At 67.9% G+C, this 21563-nt stretch carries 17 protein-coding genes; 7 read left to right on the forward strand and 10 right to left on the reverse strand.

What is annotated here, in order from left to right; translation table 11 throughout:
* Position 1: 1 nt before the first annotated feature.
* From U4Y88_RS17570 to U4Y88_RS17585, 4 genes are all read right to left on the reverse strand, one after another.
* A complete protein-coding gene (locus U4Y88_RS17570) occupies positions 2–886 on the reverse strand; it encodes an ABC transporter permease (RefSeq protein ID WP_321785365.1) in 885 nt (294 codons plus the stop codon).
* A gap of 25 nt (positions 887–911) precedes the next feature.
* Positions 912–1850 carry an ABC transporter permease subunit gene (locus U4Y88_RS17575; protein ID WP_224011362.1) on the reverse strand — a complete coding sequence of 313 codons (939 nt, stop codon included), beginning with the start codon at positions 1848–1850 and terminating at the stop codon, positions 912–914.
* 13 nt (positions 1851–1863) lie between these two features.
* The gene (locus U4Y88_RS17580) at positions 1864–3498 is read right to left on the reverse strand and encodes a peptide ABC transporter substrate-binding protein (RefSeq protein WP_321785368.1); all 1635 of its coding nucleotides are present in this window, start codon (positions 3496–3498) and stop codon (positions 1864–1866) included.
* 429 nt (positions 3499–3927) lie between these two features.
* Positions 3928–4821, reverse strand: a complete 894-nt coding sequence (locus tag U4Y88_RS17585; protein WP_405045047.1) for a LysR family transcriptional regulator — start codon at positions 4819–4821, stop codon at positions 3928–3930.
* A gap of 87 nt (positions 4822–4908) precedes the next feature.
* On the opposite strand from U4Y88_RS17585, the gene U4Y88_RS17590 reads away from it, so the two are divergent.
* The gene (locus U4Y88_RS17590) at positions 4909–5703 is read left to right on the forward strand and encodes an NAD(P)H-dependent oxidoreductase (RefSeq protein ID WP_321785370.1); all 795 of its coding nucleotides are present in this window, start codon (positions 4909–4911) and stop codon (positions 5701–5703) included.
* Positions 5704–5722: 19 nt separating this feature from the next.
* Here the strand turns inward: U4Y88_RS17590 and U4Y88_RS17595 are convergent, their stop codons facing one another.
* Together U4Y88_RS17595 and U4Y88_RS17600 are read right to left on the reverse strand one after the other, a co-directional pair.
* The gene (locus U4Y88_RS17595) at positions 5723–7174 is read right to left on the reverse strand and encodes an ATP-binding protein (protein WP_321785371.1); all 1452 of its coding nucleotides are present in this window, start codon (positions 7172–7174) and stop codon (positions 5723–5725) included.
* A 44-nt stretch (positions 7175–7218) separates the two neighbouring features.
* Entirely contained in the window at positions 7219–7965 is a 747-nt protein-coding gene (locus U4Y88_RS17600) for a response regulator (RefSeq protein ID WP_224011357.1), read from the reverse strand.
* A gap of 124 nt (positions 7966–8089) precedes the next feature.
* On the opposite strand from U4Y88_RS17600, the gene U4Y88_RS17605 reads away from it, so the two are divergent.
* From U4Y88_RS17605 to U4Y88_RS17630, 6 genes are all read left to right on the forward strand, one after another.
* Positions 8090–9409 carry an ABC transporter substrate-binding protein gene (locus tag U4Y88_RS17605; protein WP_321785373.1) on the forward strand — a complete coding sequence of 440 codons (1320 nt, stop codon included), beginning with the start codon at positions 8090–8092 and terminating at the stop codon, positions 9407–9409.
* Positions 9406–10530: an iron ABC transporter permease gene (locus tag U4Y88_RS17610; RefSeq protein ID WP_321785375.1), complete on the forward strand. Its 1125-nt coding sequence runs from the start codon at positions 9406–9408 to the stop codon at positions 10528–10530. The genes U4Y88_RS17605 and U4Y88_RS17610 overlap by 4 nt, the downstream gene beginning before the upstream one ends.
* Complete coding sequence (locus U4Y88_RS17615; RefSeq protein ID WP_224011354.1) at positions 10527–11357, forward strand: ABC transporter ATP-binding protein; 831 nt, start codon at positions 10527–10529, stop codon at positions 11355–11357. Before U4Y88_RS17610 ends, U4Y88_RS17615 begins: the two co-directional genes overlap by 4 nt.
* Before the next feature lie 166 nt (positions 11358–11523).
* Positions 11524–12663: a porin gene (locus U4Y88_RS17620; RefSeq protein ID WP_310631737.1), complete on the forward strand. Its 1140-nt coding sequence runs from the start codon at positions 11524–11526 to the stop codon at positions 12661–12663.
* 454 nt (positions 12664–13117) lie between these two features.
* A complete protein-coding gene (locus tag U4Y88_RS17625; protein WP_321785377.1) occupies positions 13118–13894 on the forward strand; it encodes a type IV pili methyl-accepting chemotaxis transducer N-terminal domain-containing protein in 777 nt (258 codons plus the stop codon).
* A gap of 24 nt (positions 13895–13918) precedes the next feature.
* Entirely contained in the window at positions 13919–15313 is a 1395-nt protein-coding gene (locus tag U4Y88_RS17630) for an MFS transporter (protein WP_310631739.1), read from the forward strand.
* A gap of 109 nt (positions 15314–15422) precedes the next feature.
* On the opposite strand, the gene U4Y88_RS17635 is transcribed toward U4Y88_RS17630, so the two are convergent.
* The 4 genes from U4Y88_RS17635 to U4Y88_RS17650 form a co-directional block, all read right to left on the reverse strand.
* Positions 15423–18299, reverse strand: a complete 2877-nt coding sequence (locus U4Y88_RS17635) for an Hsp70 family protein (RefSeq protein ID WP_321785379.1) — start codon at positions 18297–18299, stop codon at positions 15423–15425.
* A 35-nt stretch (positions 18300–18334) separates the two neighbouring features.
* On the reverse strand, positions 18335–20203 hold the full coding sequence (locus U4Y88_RS17640; protein ID WP_321785381.1) for an Hsp70 family protein: 1869 nt from the start codon (positions 20201–20203) through the stop codon (positions 18335–18337).
* The gene (locus tag U4Y88_RS17645; protein ID WP_321785383.1) at positions 20200–20811 is read right to left on the reverse strand and encodes a DUF2760 domain-containing protein; all 612 of its coding nucleotides are present in this window, start codon (positions 20809–20811) and stop codon (positions 20200–20202) included. The genes U4Y88_RS17640 and U4Y88_RS17645 overlap by 4 nt, the downstream gene beginning before the upstream one ends.
* Positions 20812–21246: 435 nt before the next feature.
* The gene (locus tag U4Y88_RS17650) at positions 21247–21561 is read right to left on the reverse strand and encodes a hypothetical protein (protein ID WP_224011348.1); all 315 of its coding nucleotides are present in this window, start codon (positions 21559–21561) and stop codon (positions 21247–21249) included.
* Positions 21562–21563: the final 2 nt, after the last annotated feature.

Raw genomic sequence — 21563 nt, forward strand, 5'->3', positions numbered from 1 at the left:
GTCAACGCTCCCGCGGGTCGAGCGCATCGCGCAGCCCGTCGCCGACAAAATTCACGCAATAGAGCGTCGTGCACAGCAGCGCGGCGGGGCAGAGCAGCAGCCACGGCATCGCTTCGAGTTTCTGCGCGCCGTCTTCGATCAGCACGCCCCAACTGGTCATCGGCTCCTGCACGCCGAGGCCGAGAAACGACAGCACCGACTCCGTGAGGATGATCGCGGGGACCGTGACCGTGGCGTACACCGCGACGATGCCCGCGAGATTCGGCACGATATGCCGGACGATGATGGCGGCGGGCTTCACGCCGATGGCGCGCGCCGCGTCGACGAACTCGCGCGTGCGCAGCGACAGCGTCTGGCCGCGCACCACACGCGCCATGTCGAGCCACGAAAACGCGCTGATCGTGAGCACCACGAGCGAGAACGCGCGGCCGAACAGCGTGACCATCAGGATCGCGATCAGCATGTACGGAATCGCGTACATCATGTCGACGAGACGCATGAGGATGGCGTCGGTGCGCCCGCCCAGAAACCCGGCCGTGGCGCCGACCAGCACGCCGGCGAGCGTGGACACCAGCGTGCCGAGCAGCCCGACTTCGAGCGAGACGCGGCCGCCCACGAGCGTGCGCGCGAGCAGGTCGCGACCGAGTTCGTCGGTGCCGAACCAGTGGCCGCCGTGCAGCGTGGGCGCGAGGCTGATGGCGCTCCAGTCGCTGTCGGTGGGCGAATTCGTCAGCAGCATGGGGCCGATGAAACAGGCCAGAGCGATCAGCACGAGCAAGACGAAACTCACGAGCGCCGCGCGATGGCGCACGAAGCGCGCGAGCGCGGGCGGTAACGCGCGCCGCGCGTTGCCGGCGTGCGCGGGGGGAGTGGTGAGGGCATTCATGTGAGGTAGGGGAAAGCAGGCGAAATCAGTAACGGATGCGCGGATCGAGCCACGCATACGCCAGATCGACGAGCAGGTTGAACAGCACGGCGCAGACCGTGGTGAGCACGACGAGGCCGAGCACGAGCGTGTAGTCGCGATTGACCGCACCGTTGACGACCAGTTGGCCGAGGCCCGGCAGCGCGAACACCGACTCGGTGACCACGGCGGCCGTGATCGACGAAATGCACACGGGACCGAGCAGCGAAACCACCGGCATCAATGCGGGACGCAGCGCATGGCGCAGCACGATGGTGTGGCCGGGCAAGCCCTTGGCGCGCGCGGTGCGGATGAAGTTGCCCGACATCACTTCGATCAGGCTGCCGCGCATCACGCGCGCGATCGACGCCATGTTGACGAACACCAGCACCGCAATGGGCAGCACGCGGTAATGCCACTCGCCGTCGCCCCATCCGCCCGCAGGCAGCAAGCCGCCGCCGTCCGACGATTTGATCAGGATAGCGAAGCACAGCACGAGCGCGGGGGCGAGCACGAACGGCGGCACGACGTTGCCGAGATTGCCGAGCAGCATCACCGCGTGATCGATCAGGCTGTTGCGGCGCACGGCGGCCACCGAGCCGAGCGCCACGCCGAACAGCACGGCGAGCGGAATCGACATGCCGCCGACGCCGAGACTGATCGGCAGCGCCTTCCTGACAAGCTCGTTCACGGACCAGTCGGCATAGCGGAACGAACTGCCGAGATCGCCGTGCAGCAGCGCGCCCAGATAGCGCAAATACTGCTGCCACAGAGGCTCGTCGAGGTGATAGCGCGCGTTGAGATTCGCGAGCGCCGCTGCCGAGAGCGGCTTGTCGGTGTCGAACGGGCCGCCGGGCGTGCAATGCAGCAGCAGGAAACAGGCGGTCACCACCGCGAGCACGGTGGGCACCGCCCAGAGCAGGCGGCGCAGGGTATAGGCGAACATGGCGAGGCGCGGATCAGTGCTTGAGGATGTACATGTCCTGCGTGGCGCGCTCGTCGATATAGTTCGTGAGCGAATAGCCGCCGACATAGGACTTCACGAGACGCGCGTTCGCGTACTGAAACAGCGGCACCAGCGGATAGTCGGCCATCGCGTGATTGAAGGCCGCAGTGAGCTGGGCCTGGCGCTTCGCGTCGTCGGTCTGACGATTGGCTTGCGCGACTTCGGCATCGACCTTCTGATTGCAGTAGCGCTGATCGTTCTGCGGGCTGCCGCATTGAATCAGGCCGAAGTACGACATCGCGTCGTTGTAGTCCACGTACCAGCCGTCGCGCGCGATCTGGAACGCCGCGTCGTGACGCTGCTTGAGCAGCACCTTGAATTCGAGGTTCTCGATCTTCGCGTTCACGCCGAGCTTGGTGCGCCACTCGCTCGTCGCGAACAGCGCGACCTTCTTGTGCATTTCGTTGGTGTTGTAGATCAGAGTGAAGCTCAGCGGCTTCGCATCGGAATAGCCCGCCGCTTTCAGCAGTCCGCGCGCCGTCTCGACACGTTTCGCCATCGGCCACGCGGCCCAGTCGGGCGCGAACGGCTGCGCGCCTTTCGTGCCGTTCACGATCAGGCCATAGGCGGGACGCTCGCCGTTCTGCGTGATCTTCGCGGTGAGCAGGTCGCGGTCGAGCACCATCGAGAGCGCCTGACGCACGCGCGCGTCGCGCAGCGCGGGATCGGTGTTGTTGAGCGCGTAGTAATACGTGCCGATCTGCGTGCCCGCGCGCAACTCGGGGCCGAACTGCTTCTGGATCTGCGCGTACTGGCCCGACGGCAATTGATACGTCATGTCGATCTGGCCGGACTGGAACATGCGCATGGCGGTCTCGTCGCTTTCGATCGGCAGATACGTGACCTTGGTGATCGCCACGCGCGCGGTGTTCCAGTAATGCGGATTCTTCGCGAGCACGATGCGGTTGTTCGGCTGCCAGTCGGCGAGCACATACGGGCCGTTGCTCACGAGATTGCCGGGACGCGTCCAGCTCGTGCCATAGCGCGCGACGGTGTTGCGGTCGATCGGCGACAGGCTCGCATTCGCGGCCAATTCGGTGAAGAAGGGCACGGGCGCCTCGGTCTTCACTTCGAGCGTGTAAGGGTCGATCGCGCGCGCGCCGAGACTCGTGACGGGCGCCTTGCCCGCGATCACCGCCTTGGCGTTCTGGAGGAATTCGATCGCGACCGTATAGGCCGAAGCCGTCTTGGGATCGGCCATGCGCTGCCACGCGTAGACGAAGTCGGCGGCGGTCACGGGATGGCCGTCGCTCCATTTGGCGTCGCGGCGCAGCTTGAAGATCCAGGTGTCGGGCGCGGGGCGCGTCCACGATTCGGCCACGCCTGGCACGACGTTGCCCGCCGCGTCGATGCGCGTGAGACCTTCGTAGATATCGAGACCCACGAGATTCGCGCTGACCGATTCGATGCGCGCGGGATCGAGCGATTCGATTTCGGCAAGCAGTTGGCGCGTGATTTCCTGCTTCTGCGCGAGGGCGGTGCCAGGCGGAATCGTGACGGCGAACGAGGGACCGATTTGCGCGAACGAGAGCGCGGTCAACGCAGCGAAGGCGGCGGCACGGAGAAGGGGGCGGGTCGATCGTCTCATTCGTTATCCTGATTAAATGTCATTGACTGGGTCGTGCCGGTCGATGCGATTTGCGCACGTGCAGTTCGCGCACAGGCCTTGGCGCACGCGGCGCGGATTGTCCGCGCAAAGATTCGAGAATTAGCCTGCTCTGGCGAGCCGGGGGCGATTATTGGAATCGCGCCTGGGCTTGTCAATCCGGGGGGATGCGCCGAAAGAATCGGAGTTATCTGATAGTGGCGCGTCTGTCGCGTGTGCGCGCATCGTGGATGCGTTTCGCGGGCGCGCGCGTAAGCCGTTGATATTGATTGTTTTATTTTGCGCGCTGAGCGCGAGAATCGGCGCGATCAGACACATGCGCCGCGCGCCGGGCTACACGAATGCGCCGAAAGTTGTTTCGCGCCGTGACGGCGCGTTGCGCTTGATCAATTTGGCCAAGCGCGTGAGCGCTCACATGGCCGCGGCGATCTGTTCGCGCAGCCAGCGATGCGCCGGATCGCGATGCACGCGCTCGTGCCACAGCATGCACATCTCATAACCGGGCACCTCGACCGGCGCCTCGACGAGACGCAGCGCCGGATTGCCGCGCACGAGCCGCCACGGCAGCATCGCGACCAGATCGGTCTGCGAGATCGCGGCAATCACGAACAGAAAATGCGGCACCGAGAGCACCACGCGGCGCGCGAGTCCCGCTTGCGCGAGTGCTTCGTCGGTCACGCCGCGAAAGCCGCCGCCGTCGGGCGAGACGATCACGTGTTCGAGTTCGCAGAACTGCTTCGCGTTCGGGCGGCGCTTCAGGCGCGGATGCCCCGCGCGCCCGGCCAGCACGTAGCGCTCCTTGAACAGCAGGCGCTGGCGCAGCGTGTCGGGCGCGCCGCTGACGATATGAAACGCGAGATCGATCTCGCCTTGCTCGGCGGCCTTGGCGAGATTCGCGGGCGGATGTTCGACGACGGCGAGGCGCGTTTGCGGCGCGGCGGCGCGCAGCGCATTGAGCGCGGGCAGCACGATGGTCGATTCGCCGTAGTCGGTGGCGGAGACGCGCCAGGTCTGCTGCGCCTTCGAGGGATCGAACGGCCCTTCGGGCGCGACCGCGCGCTCCAGCGCGTCGAGCGCTTCGCGCAGCGGCTCGCGCAAGGACTCGGCGCGCGCAGTCGGACGCATGCCGCGCGGGCCGGGCAGCAGCAGCGGGTCGCCGAGCAGCTCGCGCAAGCGGGCCAGCTGCACGCTCACGGCGGGCTGCGAAAACGCGAGCCGTTCGGCTGCGCGCGTGACGTTGAGTTCGTCGAGCAGCACGTCGAGCGTGACCAGCAGATTGAGGTCGAGACGGCGGAGATTATTCACGGTGATACCTGCCATTGTCACTATTCATTTCAAATATAGCAGAGCGGCCGCTAAGCTCGATCTCACTTACCCAAACGGAGTGTCGTCATGAACGTGCTGCTGGTCTATGCCCATCCCGAACCGCGCTCGCTGAACGGTTCGCTCAAGGATTTCGCCGTCGAGCGTCTCGAACGCGCGGGCCACACGGTGCAGGTCTCGGATCTCTACGCGATGAACTGGAAAGCCACGCTCGACGCCGACGACGCACCCGCGCGCGATCTCGCCGAGCCGTTCCGTCCGTCCGCCGATTCGCGCCACGCGTTCGAGGGCGGCACGCAGCCCGCCGATATCGCCGCCGAGCAGGACAAGCTGCGCTGGGCCGACGCCGTGATCCTGCAATTTCCGCTCTGGTGGTTCACGATGCCCGCGATCCTGAAGGGCTGGGTCGAGCGCGTCTATGCCTACGGTTTCGCGTACGGCGTGGGCGAGCATTCAGATCAGCGCTGGGGCAGCCGTTACGGCGAGGGCACACTGGCCGGCAAGCGCGCGATGCTGGTCGTGACCACGGGCGGCTGGGAGTCGCATTACGGGCCGCGCGGCATCAACGGGCCGATCGACGATATCCTGTTTCCGATCCAGCACGGCGTGCTGTATTACCCCGGTTTCGACGTGCTGCCGCCATTCGTCGTCTATCGCACGAGCCGCATGGACGACGCGCGTTTCGCGGCCACGCGCGAGGCGCTGGGCGAACGGCTCGACCGCTTGTGGACGACCGAGCCGATTGCGTTTCGTCCGCAGAATACGGGGGCTTACGAGATTCCCACGCTGACCTTGCGCGACGAGATCGCGCCGGGGAGAACGGGGTTTGCCGCGCATGTGGATGGCGCGGGCGCGGTGGCTTGAGCGTACCCGAGCGCGCGGATCAGTCGTCGCGCGGCAGCACGAGTTCGGCGTTCAGCCCGGCGATGCGGCCGTTTTCGATGCGGTTCATGAGCGTGAGCGTGCCGCCGTGCGCGGCGGCCACGCTGCGCGCGATCGTGAGCCCGAGGCCGGTGCCACCGGGTTGGTCTTCAATGTTTTCCGAACCATCGTCCGCGCGTTGCAGCGATGCGATACGGAAATACGGCTCGAACACGCGTTCGCGCAGCGCGTCGTCGGCGATGCCGGGTCCGTTGTCGCTGACGGTCACGCGCACGCTGCCGCCTTCATCGCGCACGGCGATCTGCGCCGCGCCGCCGTAACGGATCGCGTTATCCACGAGATTCTGCAAACAGCGCTTGAGATTGCGCGCGAAGCCGCGTACGGGCGCGCGCGTCGCGCCCGTCACGCTCACGGCGTGTCCCGCTTCGCGCGCGTCGGCGGCGAGGCCTTCGAGCATCGAGTCGAGATCGATCTTCTGATGCGCTTCTGTCACTTCCACGCCCTGCACGACATCGAGCGTCGCGCGCACCATCGCTTCCATTTCGTCGAGATCGCCGCGCAGCCGCTCGCGCCACGCCGGATCGGGCAGCATTTCCGCGCGCAGACGCAAACGCGTAAGCGGCGAGCGCAGATCGTGCGAAACGGCCGCGAGAAAACGCGCGCGCTGCGCGAAGCTGTCGATCAATTGCTGCTGCATCGCGTTGAACGACTGCGCCGCGCTGCGCACTTCCTGCGGCCCGGTTTCGGGCAGCGGCGCGCGATGGATGTTGCGGCCGAGCGCCTGCGCCGCGCGCGTGAGCGAACGCAGCGGCGCGAGCGCGAAGCGCACCGCGACGAACGCAATCGCGCAGACCGCCGCGAAGCGCAGCAGATAAATCCGCAGCAGGTAATCGAACACGAGTTCGCCGCGTTCCGAATGCATGCCCGCCTGGCCTTCTTTCGAACGGATCTCCAGCCAGCCTTGCTGCGGAATATTCAGGAGTACGTGGAAGTCGCCCGTCGGCATGCGGGAGTCGAACAGGCTGAGAATGCCGTGATGACGTCCGGCGTCGTCGCGCAGATGCGCATCGAGCAGACGCACTTCGATGGGCGTGCCGAGGCGCTTGCGGATCACGCCTTCGATCAGCCCGCCCGTCGCGCGCAACGTGAGCGACGGCGCAAGCGAGGACGTGGGCGGGGCGGGCGGCGTGCCTTGCACCCACTGCAACTGATAACGGTCGTCGCCGAGCGCGCTCAGCACGCTCGCGCGCGTGGCGGCGTCGGGCGCGCGTTGGAGCAGGCGCACCGTGTCGGCGAGACGGCTTGCGAACAGACGCGCGGGGATTTCGAGCGTGCGATTGTCGTGCGTGTCGAACCAGATCGTGCTCGTGAGCAACTGGCCCGCGAACATGCCCGCCGCGAGAATCAGCACGAGGCGGCCGAACAGCGTGTCGGGCCAGAAGGCGCGCTTCACGCGCTGCCATGTACGTGAAGCGCGCGTCGTAGCGTTCGGCGTCGTCACGCTTCGTGACTCACGTCGGCGACCAGCATGTAGCCCTCGTTGCGCACCGTGCGGATCAGCGCGGCGTTGCGCGCCGAATCCTTGAGGTGATGGCGCAGGCGGCTCACGCAGACGTCGATCGAGCGGTCGAGCGGCGTGTGGTCCTTGTCGAAGACCTGTTCGAGCAGGAATTCGCGCGACAGCGGCCGGTTCGGATGATCGAGCAGCGTGCGCAGCGTGCGGTAGTCGGAGCCGCCGAGCGAGACCACCACGCCCTCGGGCGAGAGCATCTGCTTCATGCGCGTGTCGAGACGCCAGCCCGCGAAGCTCACGAACGCGCTGGCGTCGCCGTGCCGGACGTGTTGCGCGTGCGGTGCATGGGGCGCGTTCTCGACGGGCACGGCGCGCGTGCGGCGCAGCACGACCTTGATCTTCGCGACCAGTTCGCGCGGATCGAAGGGCTTGGGCAGATAGTCGTCGGCGCCCATTTCGAGGCCGAGAATGCGGTCGAGCAGGCCGCCGCGCGCCGACAGCATGATGATCGGCACCGCGTTTTCGCGGCGCAGCTCGCGCGTGAGATCGAGTCCGTCCTCGCCGTCGAGCATGAGATCGAGCACGATCAGGTCGATCTTCTGCTGGCGCAGCGTCTGTTTCATCTGCGTGCCGTTGGTGGCCGCGCTCGCCTCGTAGCCCATGTCGCGCAGATAGTCGCGCAGGAGCGTGCGGATATTGGGGTCGTCGTCGACGACGAGTATGTGGTCCATCGCTGTTCTTTTTTCCGCTGCGGGCGGCGCCAACACATTCCATTACAAAAGCGCCGCTTCTCAACACATTGCCATTACATCGCGCCGCTAAAGTGTGGCCTGCAAATAGCAATCGTTCTCATTTATGAACTATATCACGCCCGTTTCCCGCGTCGCGCTTGCGTCGCACGCCGAACCTTTCGCCCGCCTTGCACGCACGGCCGCCGCAGCGCTCACGCTGGCGATGGGGCTGAGCGCCTCGCAGGCCTGGGCCGCCGCGCCCGCCGCGTCGAGCGCCGCCGCCAATGGCACGACGAATGCCGCGACGACCGCCACGACCGCCACGACCGCGCCCGCCGCGCAGACCGTCACCGATCTGGCAGGCCGCACGGTCAAGATTCCCGCCAATCCGCACCGCATCCTGCTCGGCGAAAGCCGTCTGCTTTCGGCGGTCGCACTGCTCGAAGGCCAGCAGCCGCTCGCGCGCATCGTCGGCTGGCAGGGCGATCTGCCCGCGATGGACCCGCAGACTTTCGACGCCTACGCGCGCAAGTTTCCGCAGATCCGCCAGATTCCGCTGATCGGCAAGGCGACCGAGGACAGCATCAGCGACGAAAAGGCGCTCGCGCTCAAGCCCGATGTGGCGATCTTCAGCGTGGCCGGTCACGGCCCGAGCCGCTATAACGCGCTCGTGAAGCAACTGGAAGCGACCGGCACGACGGTGGTGTTCATCGACTTCCGCGTGCATCCGCTGCAGAACACGGTGCCGAGCATCAAGCTGCTCGGCGAGGTGCTGCACCGCGAGCAACAGGCCGATGCGTATATCGCGTTCTACCAGCAGCATCTCGCGGCGGTCGAGAACGTCGTGAACAAGATTCCCGAGAATCAGCGTCCGAAGGTCTTCGTCGACATGCTCGCGGGCGTGTGGGACGCGGGCTGCTGCCACACGGCGGGCAAGGGCAATTTCGGCGAGTTCGTGCAGGCCGCGGGCGGCCGCAACATCGCGGCGGATCTGCTGCCGGGCGTGCTCGGCGACATCAGCATGGAACAGGTGATCGCCTCGAAGCCCGATGTCTATATCGCCACGGGCAGCCGCACCAAGCCGGGTCTCGCGTCGCTGCGCGTGGGCGCGGAAACGAGCGAGTACGACGCGCAGGCGAGCCTCGCGCAACTGGTGGCGCGTCCGGGTTTCGACACCATCAAGGCGATTCACGATGGCCGCGTGCACGGCATCTCGCACAACTACTACGACTCGCCGTACAACATTCTGGCGATCGAGGCGTTCGCGAAGTGGTTCTATCCGCAGCAGTTCAAGTCGCTCGACGTGAAGGCGACCCAGGCCGAGCTGTATCGACGCTTCCTCGCCGTGCCGGTTAGCGGCGCCGATTGGGTCGATGCGCCGCTGGCGCAAGCCTCGGCCCAGGCTGCGGCCCAAGCTGCGGCGCAGAAAGAGGCCGCGCGATGAGCGACGCGCGCCTGCCGGCCGGTTCGGGCTGGCGCGCGCACGCCGACGCCGATGCGCCACTCGCCGCGCACGGCGACGAGGCGCAGCGCCAGTTGCGCGCCTACACGCGGCTCACGCGCCGCCGCGCGCTCCTGCTCGTGGCGGTCGCGCTGCTGATCCTGGCCTCGCTGCTCGTCGATCTGAGTTCGGGGCCGTCGGGCCTGCCGCTCGCGACGCTGCTGCGCACGCTGTTCGATCGCGCCACCGCCGATCCGGCCAACGTCGTGATCGTCTGGCAGATCCGCTTGCCCTATGCGGTGATGGCGCTCGCGGTCGGCGCGGCGCTCGGGCTTTCGGGCGCGGAGATGCAGACCATCCTCAACAATCCGCTCGCGAGTCCGTACACGCTCGGCGTGTCGGCGGCGGCGGCGTTCGGCGCTTCGCTCGCGATCGTGCTCGATCTCGCGATTCCGGGCGTGTCGCAGACGTGGATCGTCTCGGCCAACGCGTTCGTGTTCGCATTCGCCTCCGCACTCGTGCTCGATCTGGTCGCGCGCTGGCGCGGCATGAGCACGGCGGGCGTGGTGCTGATGGGCATCGCGCTGGTGTTCTCGTTTCATGCGCTCGTCGAACTGATGCAGTTCATCGCGTCCGCCGACGCCTTGCAGGGCCTCGTGTTCTGGACGCTCGGCTCGCTCGCGCGCGCGGACTGGCCGAAGATCGGCGTGCTCGTGGCGGCGCTCGCGATCGCCTTGCCGCTCTCGATGAAGAACGCGTGGGCGCTGACCGCGCTGCGCCTCGGCGAAGACCGCGCGGCGAGCTTCGGCATCGACGTGAAGCGGCTGCGTCTGGGCACGCTGCTGCGCGTGGCAGTGCTCTCGGCGCTCGCGGTGTCGTTCGTCGGCACCATCGGTTTCGTCGGGCTGATCGCGCCGCACGTCGCGCGCGCGCTGTTCGGCGAGGACCATCGCTTCTATCTGCCGGGCAGCCTGCTGCTGGGCGCGCTGATGCTGTCGATGGCGTCGATCGCCTCGAAGCTGCTGATTCCGGGCGTGCTGATTCCGGTCGGCATCGTCACGGCGCTGGTGGGCATTCCGCTGTTCCTCGGCATCGTCGTGCGCTCGCAGGGAGGCACGGCATGAGCGGTCTCGCGATTCACGACCTGAGCGTGCGCTACGGCCGCCGCGACGTGCTGCGCGGCCTGAGCGCCGGGCCGCTGCCGCGCGGCGAGATCACGGCGCTGCTCGGGCCGAACGGCAGCGGCAAGTCCACGCTGCTGCGTACGCTCGCGGGCCTCGCGAAACCGGTTGCGGGTTCGCTGACGCTCGACGGCGCGCCGCTCGCGCTGACGGCGGCGAGCGCGCGCTCGCACAGCGTGGTCTATCTGCCGCAGGCGCTGCCGGCGGGCGTGCGGCTCCAGGTGCTGGAGTCGGTGCTGGTGGCCGCGCGCGCGGGCCGCGATCCGGCCTTGCGTTCGCGCACCGGATCGGCCGCGCAGCGCGATCTTTCGGCGGCGCACGCGACGCTCGAACGGCTCGACATTGCGGCGCTCGCGAACCGCTCGCTCGACGAGCTTTCGGGCGGTCAGCGCCAGCTTGTCGGCATCGCCCAGGCGCTGGTGCGCGAGCCGCAGGTGTTGCTGCTCGACGAGCCGCTCTCGGCGCTCGACCTCAATCACCAGTTCCAGGTGATGGCGGTGCTGCGCGACGTCACGCGCGAGCGCGGCATCGCGACCGTGGTCGTGCTGCACGACATCAACGCGGCATTGCGCACCTGTGATCGCGCGATGCTGCTGCACGACGGGCGCATCGCGCACTTCGGTCCGAGCGCCGAAGTCGTCACGCCGCAGAGTCTTGCGCAGGTTTTCGGAGTCCGCGCGCGTATCGAGCCTTGCTCGCGCGGTCTTCATCAAGTGCTGATCGACGGTCTCGCCGATCGCCAGGGCATCGCCAGTCGCCACACGCGTTAAGCGTGCCGCGCGGCCCAGCCAGCCCGCCCCAATCCGATCGTTTCGCTACGCCGATGGCGCGTCGTTTTTCGACGCCGCGCCATCGCGCGCCCGCGCGCGCATCGGATATGCACGCGGCCACGCCGCGAACGACAACTCGAAACAACACGACACACAACAGGGCATTATGAAAAAGGCATTCCTGGTCGCCGCCTGCGCGGCGGCATGGACCTGCGCGGCGCACGCGCAGGACAGCGTGACGCTGTACGGCATCATCGACGCCGGTCTTTCGTTCAATAGCAATTCGGGCGGCCATCACGTGGTCCAGGCGGGCAGCGGCAACGTGACCGGCAGTCATTGGGGTTTTAAGGGGCGCGAGGATCTGGGCGGCGGCACGGCCGCGATCTTCCAGCTCGAAAGCGGCTTTTCGGTGATGAACGGCACGCTGCGCCAGGGCGGCCGCATGTTCGGCTTCCAGTCTTACGTCGGGCTTGAAAATGAGCGTTACGGCGCGCTCACGCTCGGCCGCCAGTACGACTCGGTCGTCGATTACCTCGCGCCGCTGAGCTTCACGGGCCAGCATCCCGGCGGCAACAACCTGAGCGCGCACCCGTACGACAACGACAACCTGAACAACTCGTTCCGCGTGAACAACGCGGTCAAGTACGCGAGCGCGAACTACGGCGGCGTAAAGTTCGGCGCGCTCTACGGCTTCTCGAACGAAGCGGGCGGCTTCGACGACAACCGCGTCTACAGCCTCGGCGCCTCGTACGACACGGGCGCGCTGCTGTTCGCGGCGGGCTATCTGCAGGCGAACAACGGCGGCAGCAGCAACACGAACGGCGCGATCACGCTGACCGAACGCACCTTCATCGCCGCGCAGCAGCGCATTTACGGCGCGGGCGTGAACTGGTTCGCGGGCAATGCGCGCGTGGGCTTCGTCTGGACGCGCACGCAGCTCGACGGGCTCGACACCATCAACGGCGCGAACAGCCTCGGCATTTCGGCGAACGGCGAGGGCGCGAGCTTCTCGAACTACGAGCTGAACGCGGTTTATCACTTCACGCCCGCGTTCAGCCTGGGCGGCGAGTACACGTACACGCAGGGGACGATGTCGAGCGCGAGCGGCGAGCATCATCCGCGCTGGCATGAAGTGTCGGTGGAAGCCGATTACTTCCTCTCGAAGCGCACCGATCTGTATACGCAGGTGAGCTGGCAGCACATCGCCGCCGACGGCTCGGGCCTGGGCGCGGACGTGAGCGGCCAGTCGGCGTCGAGCTCGGACCAGCAGACGGTCGTGGGCGTGGGCATCCGGCACCGGTTCTAAACCCGGCCCTGGCGGACGCGGACGCGCGCCCGCCGATGGTGCGCCGCCTCGCTGCGGTGCACCACCAGCTTTCATGACAGGCACACGAATGCGGCGCTGCGTCACGCGCGCGGCCGCCGCGCTTTTTCCCCGCTCGAAACGGGGCCCCTTGCCAAAGCCTTACGCCATCGGCGTTTTCGCGCGCGCGACGCACGCGGATGCGCAGTTGGCATACGTATTGCTAAATAGGCTCGGGGCCAATGACGGCTCCAACGAATTGATGTGACGCCCGCGCGAGCGGGAGTGAATCCGGCAGGTCAAGCAGCAAGCGGGGCAACGGCGTCCCGAAGCGATATCCCGACACGCGGCGCGTGAGGGCGTTGCTTCGGGACGCTTTTTTATTGGCGCTCGCACCTGACGATTGTTCGAGCCGTATCGCTCGCCACCCACGCTTTTTACCCATTCTGTACTCCTGATGATGAAGCACGAAACCGCCGAAGCCGTATCTGGAGAAGTCGTGGGCGAACTGATCAACCTGTCGGGGCGTCAGCGCATGCTCTCGCAGCGCATCGTGCTGTACGTGCTGCTCGCGACGCAGGAAGGCGCGCAAGGGCAGGAGGCGCTCGGTGTCGCGCGCGGCTGCCTCGCGGCGTTCGCCGAAGCGCACGCGCAACTCGTGGAAGGCGACGGTCATTTTCCGGGCGTGTTCTCGGACGCGCTGCGTCAGCTTTACTTCGGTGCGCGCCGTGCCGACGACCGTATCCGCGCGTTCATGAAGCTCGCGGGCGAAGCGATCGCGCAGCTCGAACGCGGCGGCATCGATAAAAGCGCGGGCGCAAGCCAGATCAACGGCATCGACGCGCTGGCGAAACTCACGGCCGAAGCCACGCCGCTGCTCGATCTGCTGCAGACGCTCACGCTCGCGTATCAGGATGCGATGCGCGGCGTCGAAGCCCAGACGCAGCGCCGCGAAGCCGAGGTCGCCGACCAGCTCGCCACCATTTCGATGCGCGCCAATATCGTCGCGCTCAATGCCCGCGTGGCGGCGGCGCGCGCGGGGCAGTACGGACGCGAATTCGCCGTGATCACCGCCGAGCTGGCGAACGTGATCGGCGAAATGGATCGCCTGATTCAAGGCGTGGTCGGCGCGCGCGGCGGGCTCGATACGTCTGCGGGACGCAACGGCGCAAGAAGCGCCGGACAAAGCATCGGAGTACGAAATCATCGGATTCACGCGCCGCTGGCGTGCTGATCGTTTTTACCTGGGGAGAGCCTCGTGAAAGACCTGCTGAACTCGCTCAAGAGCGGTAACTGGCGCGCGCTGGTCGCGTGTTTTCTGTACTTCGACACCGGCTTCACGGTGTGGGTGATGTTGGGGCCGCTCGCGCCCTTCATCCAGAAGGACATCAAGATGACGCCGGGCGAACTCGGCCTGCTGGTCGCGGTGCCGGTGCTCGGCGCGGCGATCCTGCGCGTGACGCTCGGCAATCTCTATCAGGCCTGCGACGGCCGCAAGGTCGCGCTGATGGGCATCGCGCTTTCGGCGATTCCGGCGCTCGTGCTGCTGCTGATGCCGGGCGCGCCGTCGTACACGATGCTGCTGGTGCTGGGCGTGCTGCTCGGCGTGGGCGGCGCGAGTTTCGCGGTGGCGCTGCCGATGGCCGGCAGCAACTATCCGCCGAAGGTGCAGGGCCTCGTGCTCGGCCTCGCGGCGGCCGGCAACATCGGCGCGGTGCTCGACGGCTTCCTGTTCCCGGGCCTCGCCAACAGCTTCGGCTGGGCGCGTGCGACCGGCGCGGCGCTGCCGCTGCTGGCGCTCGCGGCGCTCGCCGTGTGCTTCTGGGCGCGCGATCTCGGCGTGAAATCGGGCAGCGCACCGAAGGCGATGCGCGCGTTCTTCATCACGCTCGCCGGCCTGATCGCGCTGGTGCTGGCCGTGCATGCGGGCGTGTTCGGTGCGGGCAAGACCGGCGTGCTGCTGCTGCCGGTGCTCGGCGCGCTGCTCGCGATCGCCGTGCTGCCGCGCCACTATCGCGGCGTGCTCGCGGAAGGCGACACGTGGGTCGTCATGCTCGTCTACAGCATCACGTTCGGCGGTTTCGTCGGCATGTCCTCGTATGTGACGACGCTGCTGATCTCGCTCTATCAGGTGCCGAAGCTCGAAGCGGGCGTGATCATGTCGCTGCTGGCGCTGACGGGTGCGATGGTGCGTCCGCTCGGCGGCCTGATCGCCGACCGCATCTCCGGCGTGCGTGCGCTCGTGCTGCTGCTCGCGGCGATCTCGCTGTGCGACTTCGCATTCGCCGCGTGGATGCCGCCGTTCGCCGCAGGCATCGGCCTGCTGCTGTTCACGTATGTCTGCTTCGGTCTCGGCAACGGCGCGACCTTCCAGCTCGTGCCGCGCCGCTGGACCGGCCGCACGGGTCTGATGTCGGGCATCGTGGGCGCGGCGGGCGGCATCGGCGGCTTCTATCTGCCGGTGATCATGGGTATCGCGAAGGAAAGCACGGGCAGCTATCAGATGGGTTTCGCGACCTTCGGTGCGATCGCGGCGCTGGCCTTCATGCTGGTCGTGGCGCATCGTGCACGCTGGCTCGAATGGGCGCTGCCGCAGGAAAGCGTCATGCCGCAACCGGCTGTGCAGACGGTCGAGGTGCGTGCGGGTAACTAGGTTCTCGCGCATCGTTACGCGATAAAAAACGCGCTCCGGTTTCAGGCCGGAGCGCGTTTTCGTTTGGGCGATGCGATGTCGATGTTGATGCGCGAGCGGTGCAGGGACCTCAAGCGCCCATCAGCTTCAAGCCCGCCGGTAGCGCCTCGCCGAACACGCGGCCCGTATCGGCGTTATCGAGCGTGACGACTTCGCGCACCATCTCGATCCACGTAGGCGGTGCGTTGCCATGTTCGAGCCGCCGCAGCACCGTCTCGCGCACGGCGGGGTCGAGATCGCGCGAGCGGTCGCCGGTCATGCGCGCGATCTGCGTGGCCGCGAACATCGCGGGTTCGACCTTCTTCCAGTCGAGTGCGAGGATCGCGTCGAGCCAGCGCGTGGCGACCTCGGGCGGCACGACGCCGTGCGCGCTGCCGTAGAAGGGAAGTCTCGCGCCGATACGCCCCACGGCCCACCAGCTCTGATGATTCTCCGACGGCTTTTGAAGCCGTGTCAGCAACCGCTCGCCGATCTCGATCTTGCGCTCCGCACCGATGCGTTCGAGCGACGCGTAAAGCCGCGTCATATCGGCATTGCCGAGGCGCGCGGGATCGAAGGGCAGCTTGTGCTGCTTCGAACTCGCGGCTTCTTCGAGCCAGCGCATCGCTTCGAGCACCTGTTCCTGCGCGGCCTCGTCGAGACCGCCCGCCGCGCGCCGCCAGAGCGTCCACCACTCGGACCAGACCTGGCTGTCGTTGATGTGCTGGATGCCGTCGTCGAACAGCGTCCACAGTTGTTCGACGCGCCATTCGTCGAGCGGATAGCCGAAGCCCGGCCGCACGCAATACCCGGCGAGATTGAGCCAGAGGCGTTCGTGGTCGGGCGAGCGGCGGCGTCGCGCCGCGCGTTCCCAGAGCGCGCCGAACAGTTCGCGCAGCAGCGGGCTGTCCCAGTTCTGACGCGGCCCGAGCGTCTGTTCGAGCTGCGCGCGCAGCCGCTTCACCTCCTTCGGATCGACCTTCGACGACTTCGCGCCGAACACGCGATCGATCAGTTCGATGGCGTGATCGAGCGAGGGATGGCGCGCGTTGTCCGCGAGCGGATCGTCGTCGCCTGCGCCTTCGGCGTGAGCGGCTTCGTCGCGGCGCAACTGGAATTCGAGCAGCCAGCGCTGCGACGCGTCTTCGGTGGCGATACAGCGCACTTCGAGCGTGCCGACTTCGGTCAGTTGCGCCGTGAGCCGCACGGGCCGTTCGTCGCGCGTCTTGCCCGCGCCGCGCTCGCGCTTGACCACCGTCGCGAGCGGCGGCAGGCGCACGAAGTCGGCGGCGTCGTTGTCGAGATCGACGATCTGGCCCGGCTGCCACGCCGTTTCCGCGACCGTCGAGACCAGATGGAACTGCACCGGATGACCGAGACGCAGCGCGAACACGCGCTCGTCGAGCCGCACTTCGTGACCTTCTTCGGTGCCGCGCGGCAGCAGGCAGATGCCGCGCCGCGCCTCGCTGCCATCGTCGAGCACGAGGAAATAGCTGCGCGGCGAGCCGCCGCCGATCCGCGGCGCGTGACCCGCGCGCGCCAGCGCGAACGCGACGGCGCCGCGCGCGACGGCCACGTCGGGCTGATCGTTTTGCAGCACGGTGAGCGGCGCTTGCCGCCAGGTGCCGAGCGTCTCGCGCAGACGCGCCGCGAGCGCGGGCGCGCGGAACACGCCGCCGTTGAGCAGCAGCGTGTCGGGCATCGGCAGGCTGGCCGAATCGGCGGAATTGCCGGCATCGACATCATCGGCGGACACGCCCAGCGCCTCGCGCGACTGCGCGGCGAAGCGTTGCAGGAAGGCCGCGATATGACGCGTGATGCCCGCGTCGGCGGCATAGGGCAGACCGAATTCGACGATCGCCGCGCGCGAGCGGCGCGGCAGATCGCGTGGGCCGATCGACGGAAAGAAGCCGTCGACGACGATGCGCTCGGCCTCGTCGCGGCCCAGCTGCGTCGAGCGCGCGCCGCCGATCAGCCGCGCGCCCGCACCGAGCAGCGTGATGCCGACCGACTCGGGCGCGGCGTCGCCGAGCAGTTGCTCCTTGGCGACGCGGCAGCGCTCGACGAGCTGCGACAGGCTCGCCGCCGAGAGCCGCGCGTCCTGGGTCGCGAGGCGGCTTTCGGCCAGATGCGCGAGCGCGAGATCCATGTTGTCGCCGCCGAGCATCAGATGGTTGCCCACGCCGATGCGGGTCAGCTGCGGCTCGCCGTTCTCGACGCCGTTCTCAAAATGAACCTTGATGAGCGTGAGGTCGGTCGTGCCGCCGCCCACGTCGCAGACGAGCACGAGCCGCGTCTGCGCCAGCTCGGTTTGCAGCGCGTCGCGATGATGGAACAGCCAGTCGTAGAACGCGGCCTGCGGTTCTTCGAGCAGCCGCAGCGTGGGCAATTGCGCGCGCCGCGCGGCTTCGAGCGTGAGCGCGCGCGCGCCGTCGTCGAACGAGGCGGGCACGGTGAGCACCACGTCCTGATGTTCGAGCGGCGCATGCGGGAAACGGTGGTTCCAGGCCGCGCGCACGTGCGCGAGATAGCTCGCGCTCGCATCGACGGGCGAAACCTTGGCGACGTCCTCGGGCGCGCCCCAGGGCAGGATCGGCGCGAGGCGGTCGACCGAGGCGTGCGAGAGCCAGCTTTTCGCGCTGGCGACGAGCCGCCCCGGCACCTGCGCGCCGAGCGTGCGCGCGAGCTTGCCGACGACGGGCGCGCGCGCGTCAGCCGGGGAAGCGGCAGGCGAAGAAGCGGATTCAGGCCAAGGCAGCCGCAGCGCATCGGCCGCGAGTTCGCCGGGCGCGGGGTGATAGCGCGCGGATGGCAGCAGCGGCTGCGCGCTCACCTCGCCGAGCCCCGTCAGCTGCTCGATTTCGAACACGCCGATCTGGCCCGCATCGGCCCCGCTTGCGCCGGCTTCGGCCCAGGCCACGACCGTGTTGCTCGTTCCCAGGTCGATGCCGACGACGTATTGCTTCATCGCGTGCTCATGCGGATCGGACTTCAAGCGTGCGCTCAGAAGCCAGCGCCCTGGTTCGCACCGTCGCTCGCGCCGCCGCGCACGTCGAATTCGACCTTCCAGCGCTCGTCGCTACCCGACGGCACGGCTTCGAGTTCGAGCGTGCCCGCTTCGGTCACGCGCGCATGCAGCCTGACCGCGACGACTTCGCCCACGGTGCGGCCCGCGCTGGGCAGCGTGGCCTGGATCGATTCGAGTTCCTGAAGTTCGTCGGGCGACCAGAAGTCGAGCATCGTGCCGACCTGATCCTGGCGGCGCACCGACGAGCCGAAGAAGCGGAACTGCACCGGCTCGCCCACGACGAGGCCGAATTCCTGCGGCGGCAAGGCGGCGTCGCTGCCTTCTTCCATGCCGAAGGGCGCGACGCAGAGCGCCGAAATGGGCGGCTCCAGGCCCGGCACCGCGGGCATGGCCGACTCGATCGCCACGTAGTACGCGCGCGCCGTGCCTCCGCGAATGCGCACGCCCTTGCCGCGCTTCACATAGCCGTAATAGGCCGCGCCGCGCGCGACCGCGAGGTCGAGGTCCGCGCCGCCGAGCAGACGCGCGCTCGCCGCGCTTTCCGCCGCGAGCCAGCCGTTGATGATGTCGAGCACGCGCCCGGCCAGCAGCGACGACTTGAACACGCCGCCGTTGAACAGCACGGCCGTGGGATGCAGGAAGCTCGTGCCTTCGGCGGGCGCGCCGAAGCCTTCGACTTCCGCGAGCGCCGCGACCTGGCGGCCGAGGAAGGCCGCGAGATGGCGCGTGACGCCCGCGTCCTGCGCGTAGGGCAGGCCCAGTTGCGTGAGACCGGCGCGCGTGCGCACGACCGGACGCGCTGCCGCGTCCACGCGCGGGAAGAAGCCTTCGAGAATCGTGGCCGTGAGTTCCGCGCGGGTGAGTTCGGTGCGGATCGAGCCGCCGATCAGCTTCGAGCCGCGGCTCGGCACGACCAGCGGGACGGCTTCGAGGCTGGCGTCGGAGAGCAGTTGCTCCTTGGCCGAACGGCACGCGTAGGTGAGCGCGCGCAATTGCCACGGATCGGCCTGCGTGCCTTGCTGCGCGAGCTTGCGCGCGACCACGTGCGCGAGCGCGAGGTCCATGTTGTCGCCGCCGAGCAGGATGTGCTCGCCCACGGCCACGCGCAGCAGTTCGAGATTGCCTTCGCGCTCGACCACGGCGATCAGCGAAAGGTCGGTGGTGCCGCCGCCCACGTCCACGACGAGGATGATGTCGCCGACCTTCACGTCCTTGCGCCACGCGCCGCCGCTTTTCTGGATCCAGCTATAGAGCGCGGCCTGCGGTTCCTCGAGCAGCGTCATGCTGGTGTAGCCCGCGGCCTGCGCGGCTTCGGCCGTCAGTTCGCGCGCGGCCGGATCGAACGAGGCCGGAATCGTGACGGTGACGTCCTGCTGCGCGAACGGCGCGTCGGGATGCGCGTGATCCCAGGCTTCGCGCAGATGCGTCAGATAGCGGATCGAGCTTTCGAGCGGCGAGACGCGCGCGACTTCGGGCGGCGCGTCGTTCGGCAGGATCGCCGCGCGGCGGTCGACGCCCGGATGGCAGAGCCAGCTTTTCGCGCTCGACACGAGGCGGATGGGCGTGCCCGCGCCACGGCTGCGCGCCATTTCGCCGACGGCGTACTCGCGCGAGGCGGTCCACGGCAGCGTCAGGTCGCCGGGCGTGAGTTCGCCCGCGTTCGGCAGATAGAGAAACGAGGGCAGCAGCTCGGGCGACTCGATCGCGCCGGGCGCGGTGAGCTGCGTGACGGGCAGCACGCCCTGCACGGTCTTCTCGCCGTCACTGGCGGCGAGGTCGACGTAGGAGAGGGCGCAGTGCGTCGTGCCCAGATCGACGCCGATCGAAAAACGCGGATCGCTCACAGTTCCACCTCGGCCGGTGCAATGACCTTCGCGTCGTGCGACTTCACGAGCTTGGGCAGTTTGACGTCTTCGACGCGCCAGCCGCGATGGCTGACCGTGCCGTTGAACGGCGCGGAGCCGACCACATTGCCGGTCAGGCGGATGGCGGTGGCGTCGAAGCCTTCCGCGAGGGTCACGCGGCTGCCTTCGGCCTCGCTGCGCACCGGGCGGATCGTGAAGTGCTCGCGCAGCGTGGCGCGGCAGCCTTCGTGGACGAGGCGCGCGGCCGCGCCGATGTCGGCGTCGTTGTAGCCCGCGATGTCTTCCTCGACGAAGTCGACGAAGCGCGCGTTACGCTGCAGCAGGCCGAGCAGTTGCAGCGCCGATTGCGGGCTGGCTTCCTCGATGGCGGCGACGGGCGCGGGCGCGGGGGCGGGAGCGGGTGCGACAGGCGCAGGCGCAGCCACGGGCGCGGCGGCAGGCACGGGCGCTTGCGGCGCGGTCGCGACGGCTTCGCCGTTACGCAGGCGGCGCACGCCTGCCGCGAGGTCGGCGTCGCCGAGAATGGCGAAAAACGATCCGATGGCCAGCGAAAGGCGGCCAGCGAAGGAAATCTTGGCTTCGGTCATCAACAACTCCAGTGGTCTCGCACGCGAGGGCGAGCGTCCGGCCGGGCCGGGCGCCGCTGCGTCTTTCGCGTGGCTTCGCCGTGTTCTGGCCCCGTGTGCGGAGCGGCCGGCGGGAAAAAACATGAGCCCGTGCGGGCTCGAAACCCGTATTTTGCCTTGTCGCGGGCGCTTACCGGACAAAAAGCGGGCAAATTGGCCGTTTGGAGGAGGGAAACCGGCGTGCGAGGCCGGTGTGACGGGCGTCTGGCGAGGGTATCGCGAGGTTATGGCGCGGTTATGGCGAGGCTTGGGAGGCGCGGGCGTGATGGCCGGAACGGCCGCCCGCGCGCGCTTCGGGTGATGCTGACGGCGTATCGCACGGGAATGCCGTCGTCTGGTTCGTCCTGATCGTCCTGGCCGGACGAGTTGGACGTGTCGGGCGTGTGCCCCAACGCGTCAGGCGTCGTCGCCCGCCGCGTCATCCTTGTGGAACACGCGCTTGGTGGTGCGCTTGGTGGCGTCCCAGCCCTCGTGGGTCACGCGTTTGGTCGCGTCCCAGCCTTCGCGCGAGCCGTGCGCGATGCCGTGGCCGACGCTCTTTGCCGCGCTCGCCGTGGCGTGGCCGAAGTCCTTCGCGGCGTGGCCGGTCGCCTTCGCCGCCGACTTCGTGTCGTGCTTGATGTCTTCCTTCACTTCGTGAACGTCGGCGAACGAGGCCGAACTGACGAGGCCGAGCACCAGCGCGGCCAGCAGGATTCGCGTGTTTTTCATCT

Source organism: Paraburkholderia sp. J94, assembly GCF_905220285.1.
Lineage (GTDB): Bacteria > Pseudomonadota > Gammaproteobacteria > Burkholderiales > Burkholderiaceae > Paraburkholderia > Paraburkholderia tropica_A.

Bases quoted from the DNA above. Each gene is read 5' to 3' on its own strand.
- U4Y88_RS17570 (WP_321785365.1), bottom strand. From the start codon at position 886: ATGAATGCCCTCACCACTCCCCCCGCGCACGCCGGCAACGCGCGGCGC.
- U4Y88_RS17575 (WP_224011362.1), bottom strand. From the start codon at position 1,850: ATGTTCGCCTATACCCTGCGCCGCCTGCTCTGGGCGGTGCCCACCGTG.
- U4Y88_RS17580 (WP_321785368.1), bottom strand. From the start codon at position 3,498: ATGAGACGATCGACCCGCCCCCTTCTCCGTGCCGCCGCCTTCGCTGCG.
- U4Y88_RS17590 (WP_321785370.1), top strand. From the start codon at position 4,909: ATGAACGTGCTGCTGGTCTATGCCCATCCCGAACCGCGCTCGCTGAAC.
- U4Y88_RS17600 (WP_224011357.1), bottom strand. From the start codon at position 7,965: ATGGACCACATACTCGTCGTCGACGACGACCCCAATATCCGCACGCTC.
- U4Y88_RS17605 (WP_321785373.1), top strand. From the start codon at position 8,090: ATGAACTATATCACGCCCGTTTCCCGCGTCGCGCTTGCGTCGCACGCC.
- U4Y88_RS17610 (WP_321785375.1), top strand. From the start codon at position 9,406: ATGAGCGACGCGCGCCTGCCGGCCGGTTCGGGCTGGCGCGCGCACGCC.
- U4Y88_RS17615 (WP_224011354.1), top strand. From the start codon at position 10,527: ATGAGCGGTCTCGCGATTCACGACCTGAGCGTGCGCTACGGCCGCCGC.
- U4Y88_RS17620 (WP_310631737.1), top strand. From the start codon at position 11,524: ATGAAAAAGGCATTCCTGGTCGCCGCCTGCGCGGCGGCATGGACCTGC.
- U4Y88_RS17625 (WP_321785377.1), top strand. From the start codon at position 13,118: ATGATGAAGCACGAAACCGCCGAAGCCGTATCTGGAGAAGTCGTGGGC.
- U4Y88_RS17635 (WP_321785379.1), bottom strand. From the start codon at position 18,299: ATGAAGCAATACGTCGTCGGCATCGACCTGGGAACGAGCAACACGGTC.
- U4Y88_RS17645 (WP_321785383.1), bottom strand. From the start codon at position 20,811: ATGACCGAAGCCAAGATTTCCTTCGCTGGCCGCCTTTCGCTGGCCATC.
- U4Y88_RS17650 (WP_224011348.1), bottom strand. From the start codon at position 21,561: ATGAAAAACACGCGAATCCTGCTGGCCGCGCTGGTGCTCGGCCTCGTC.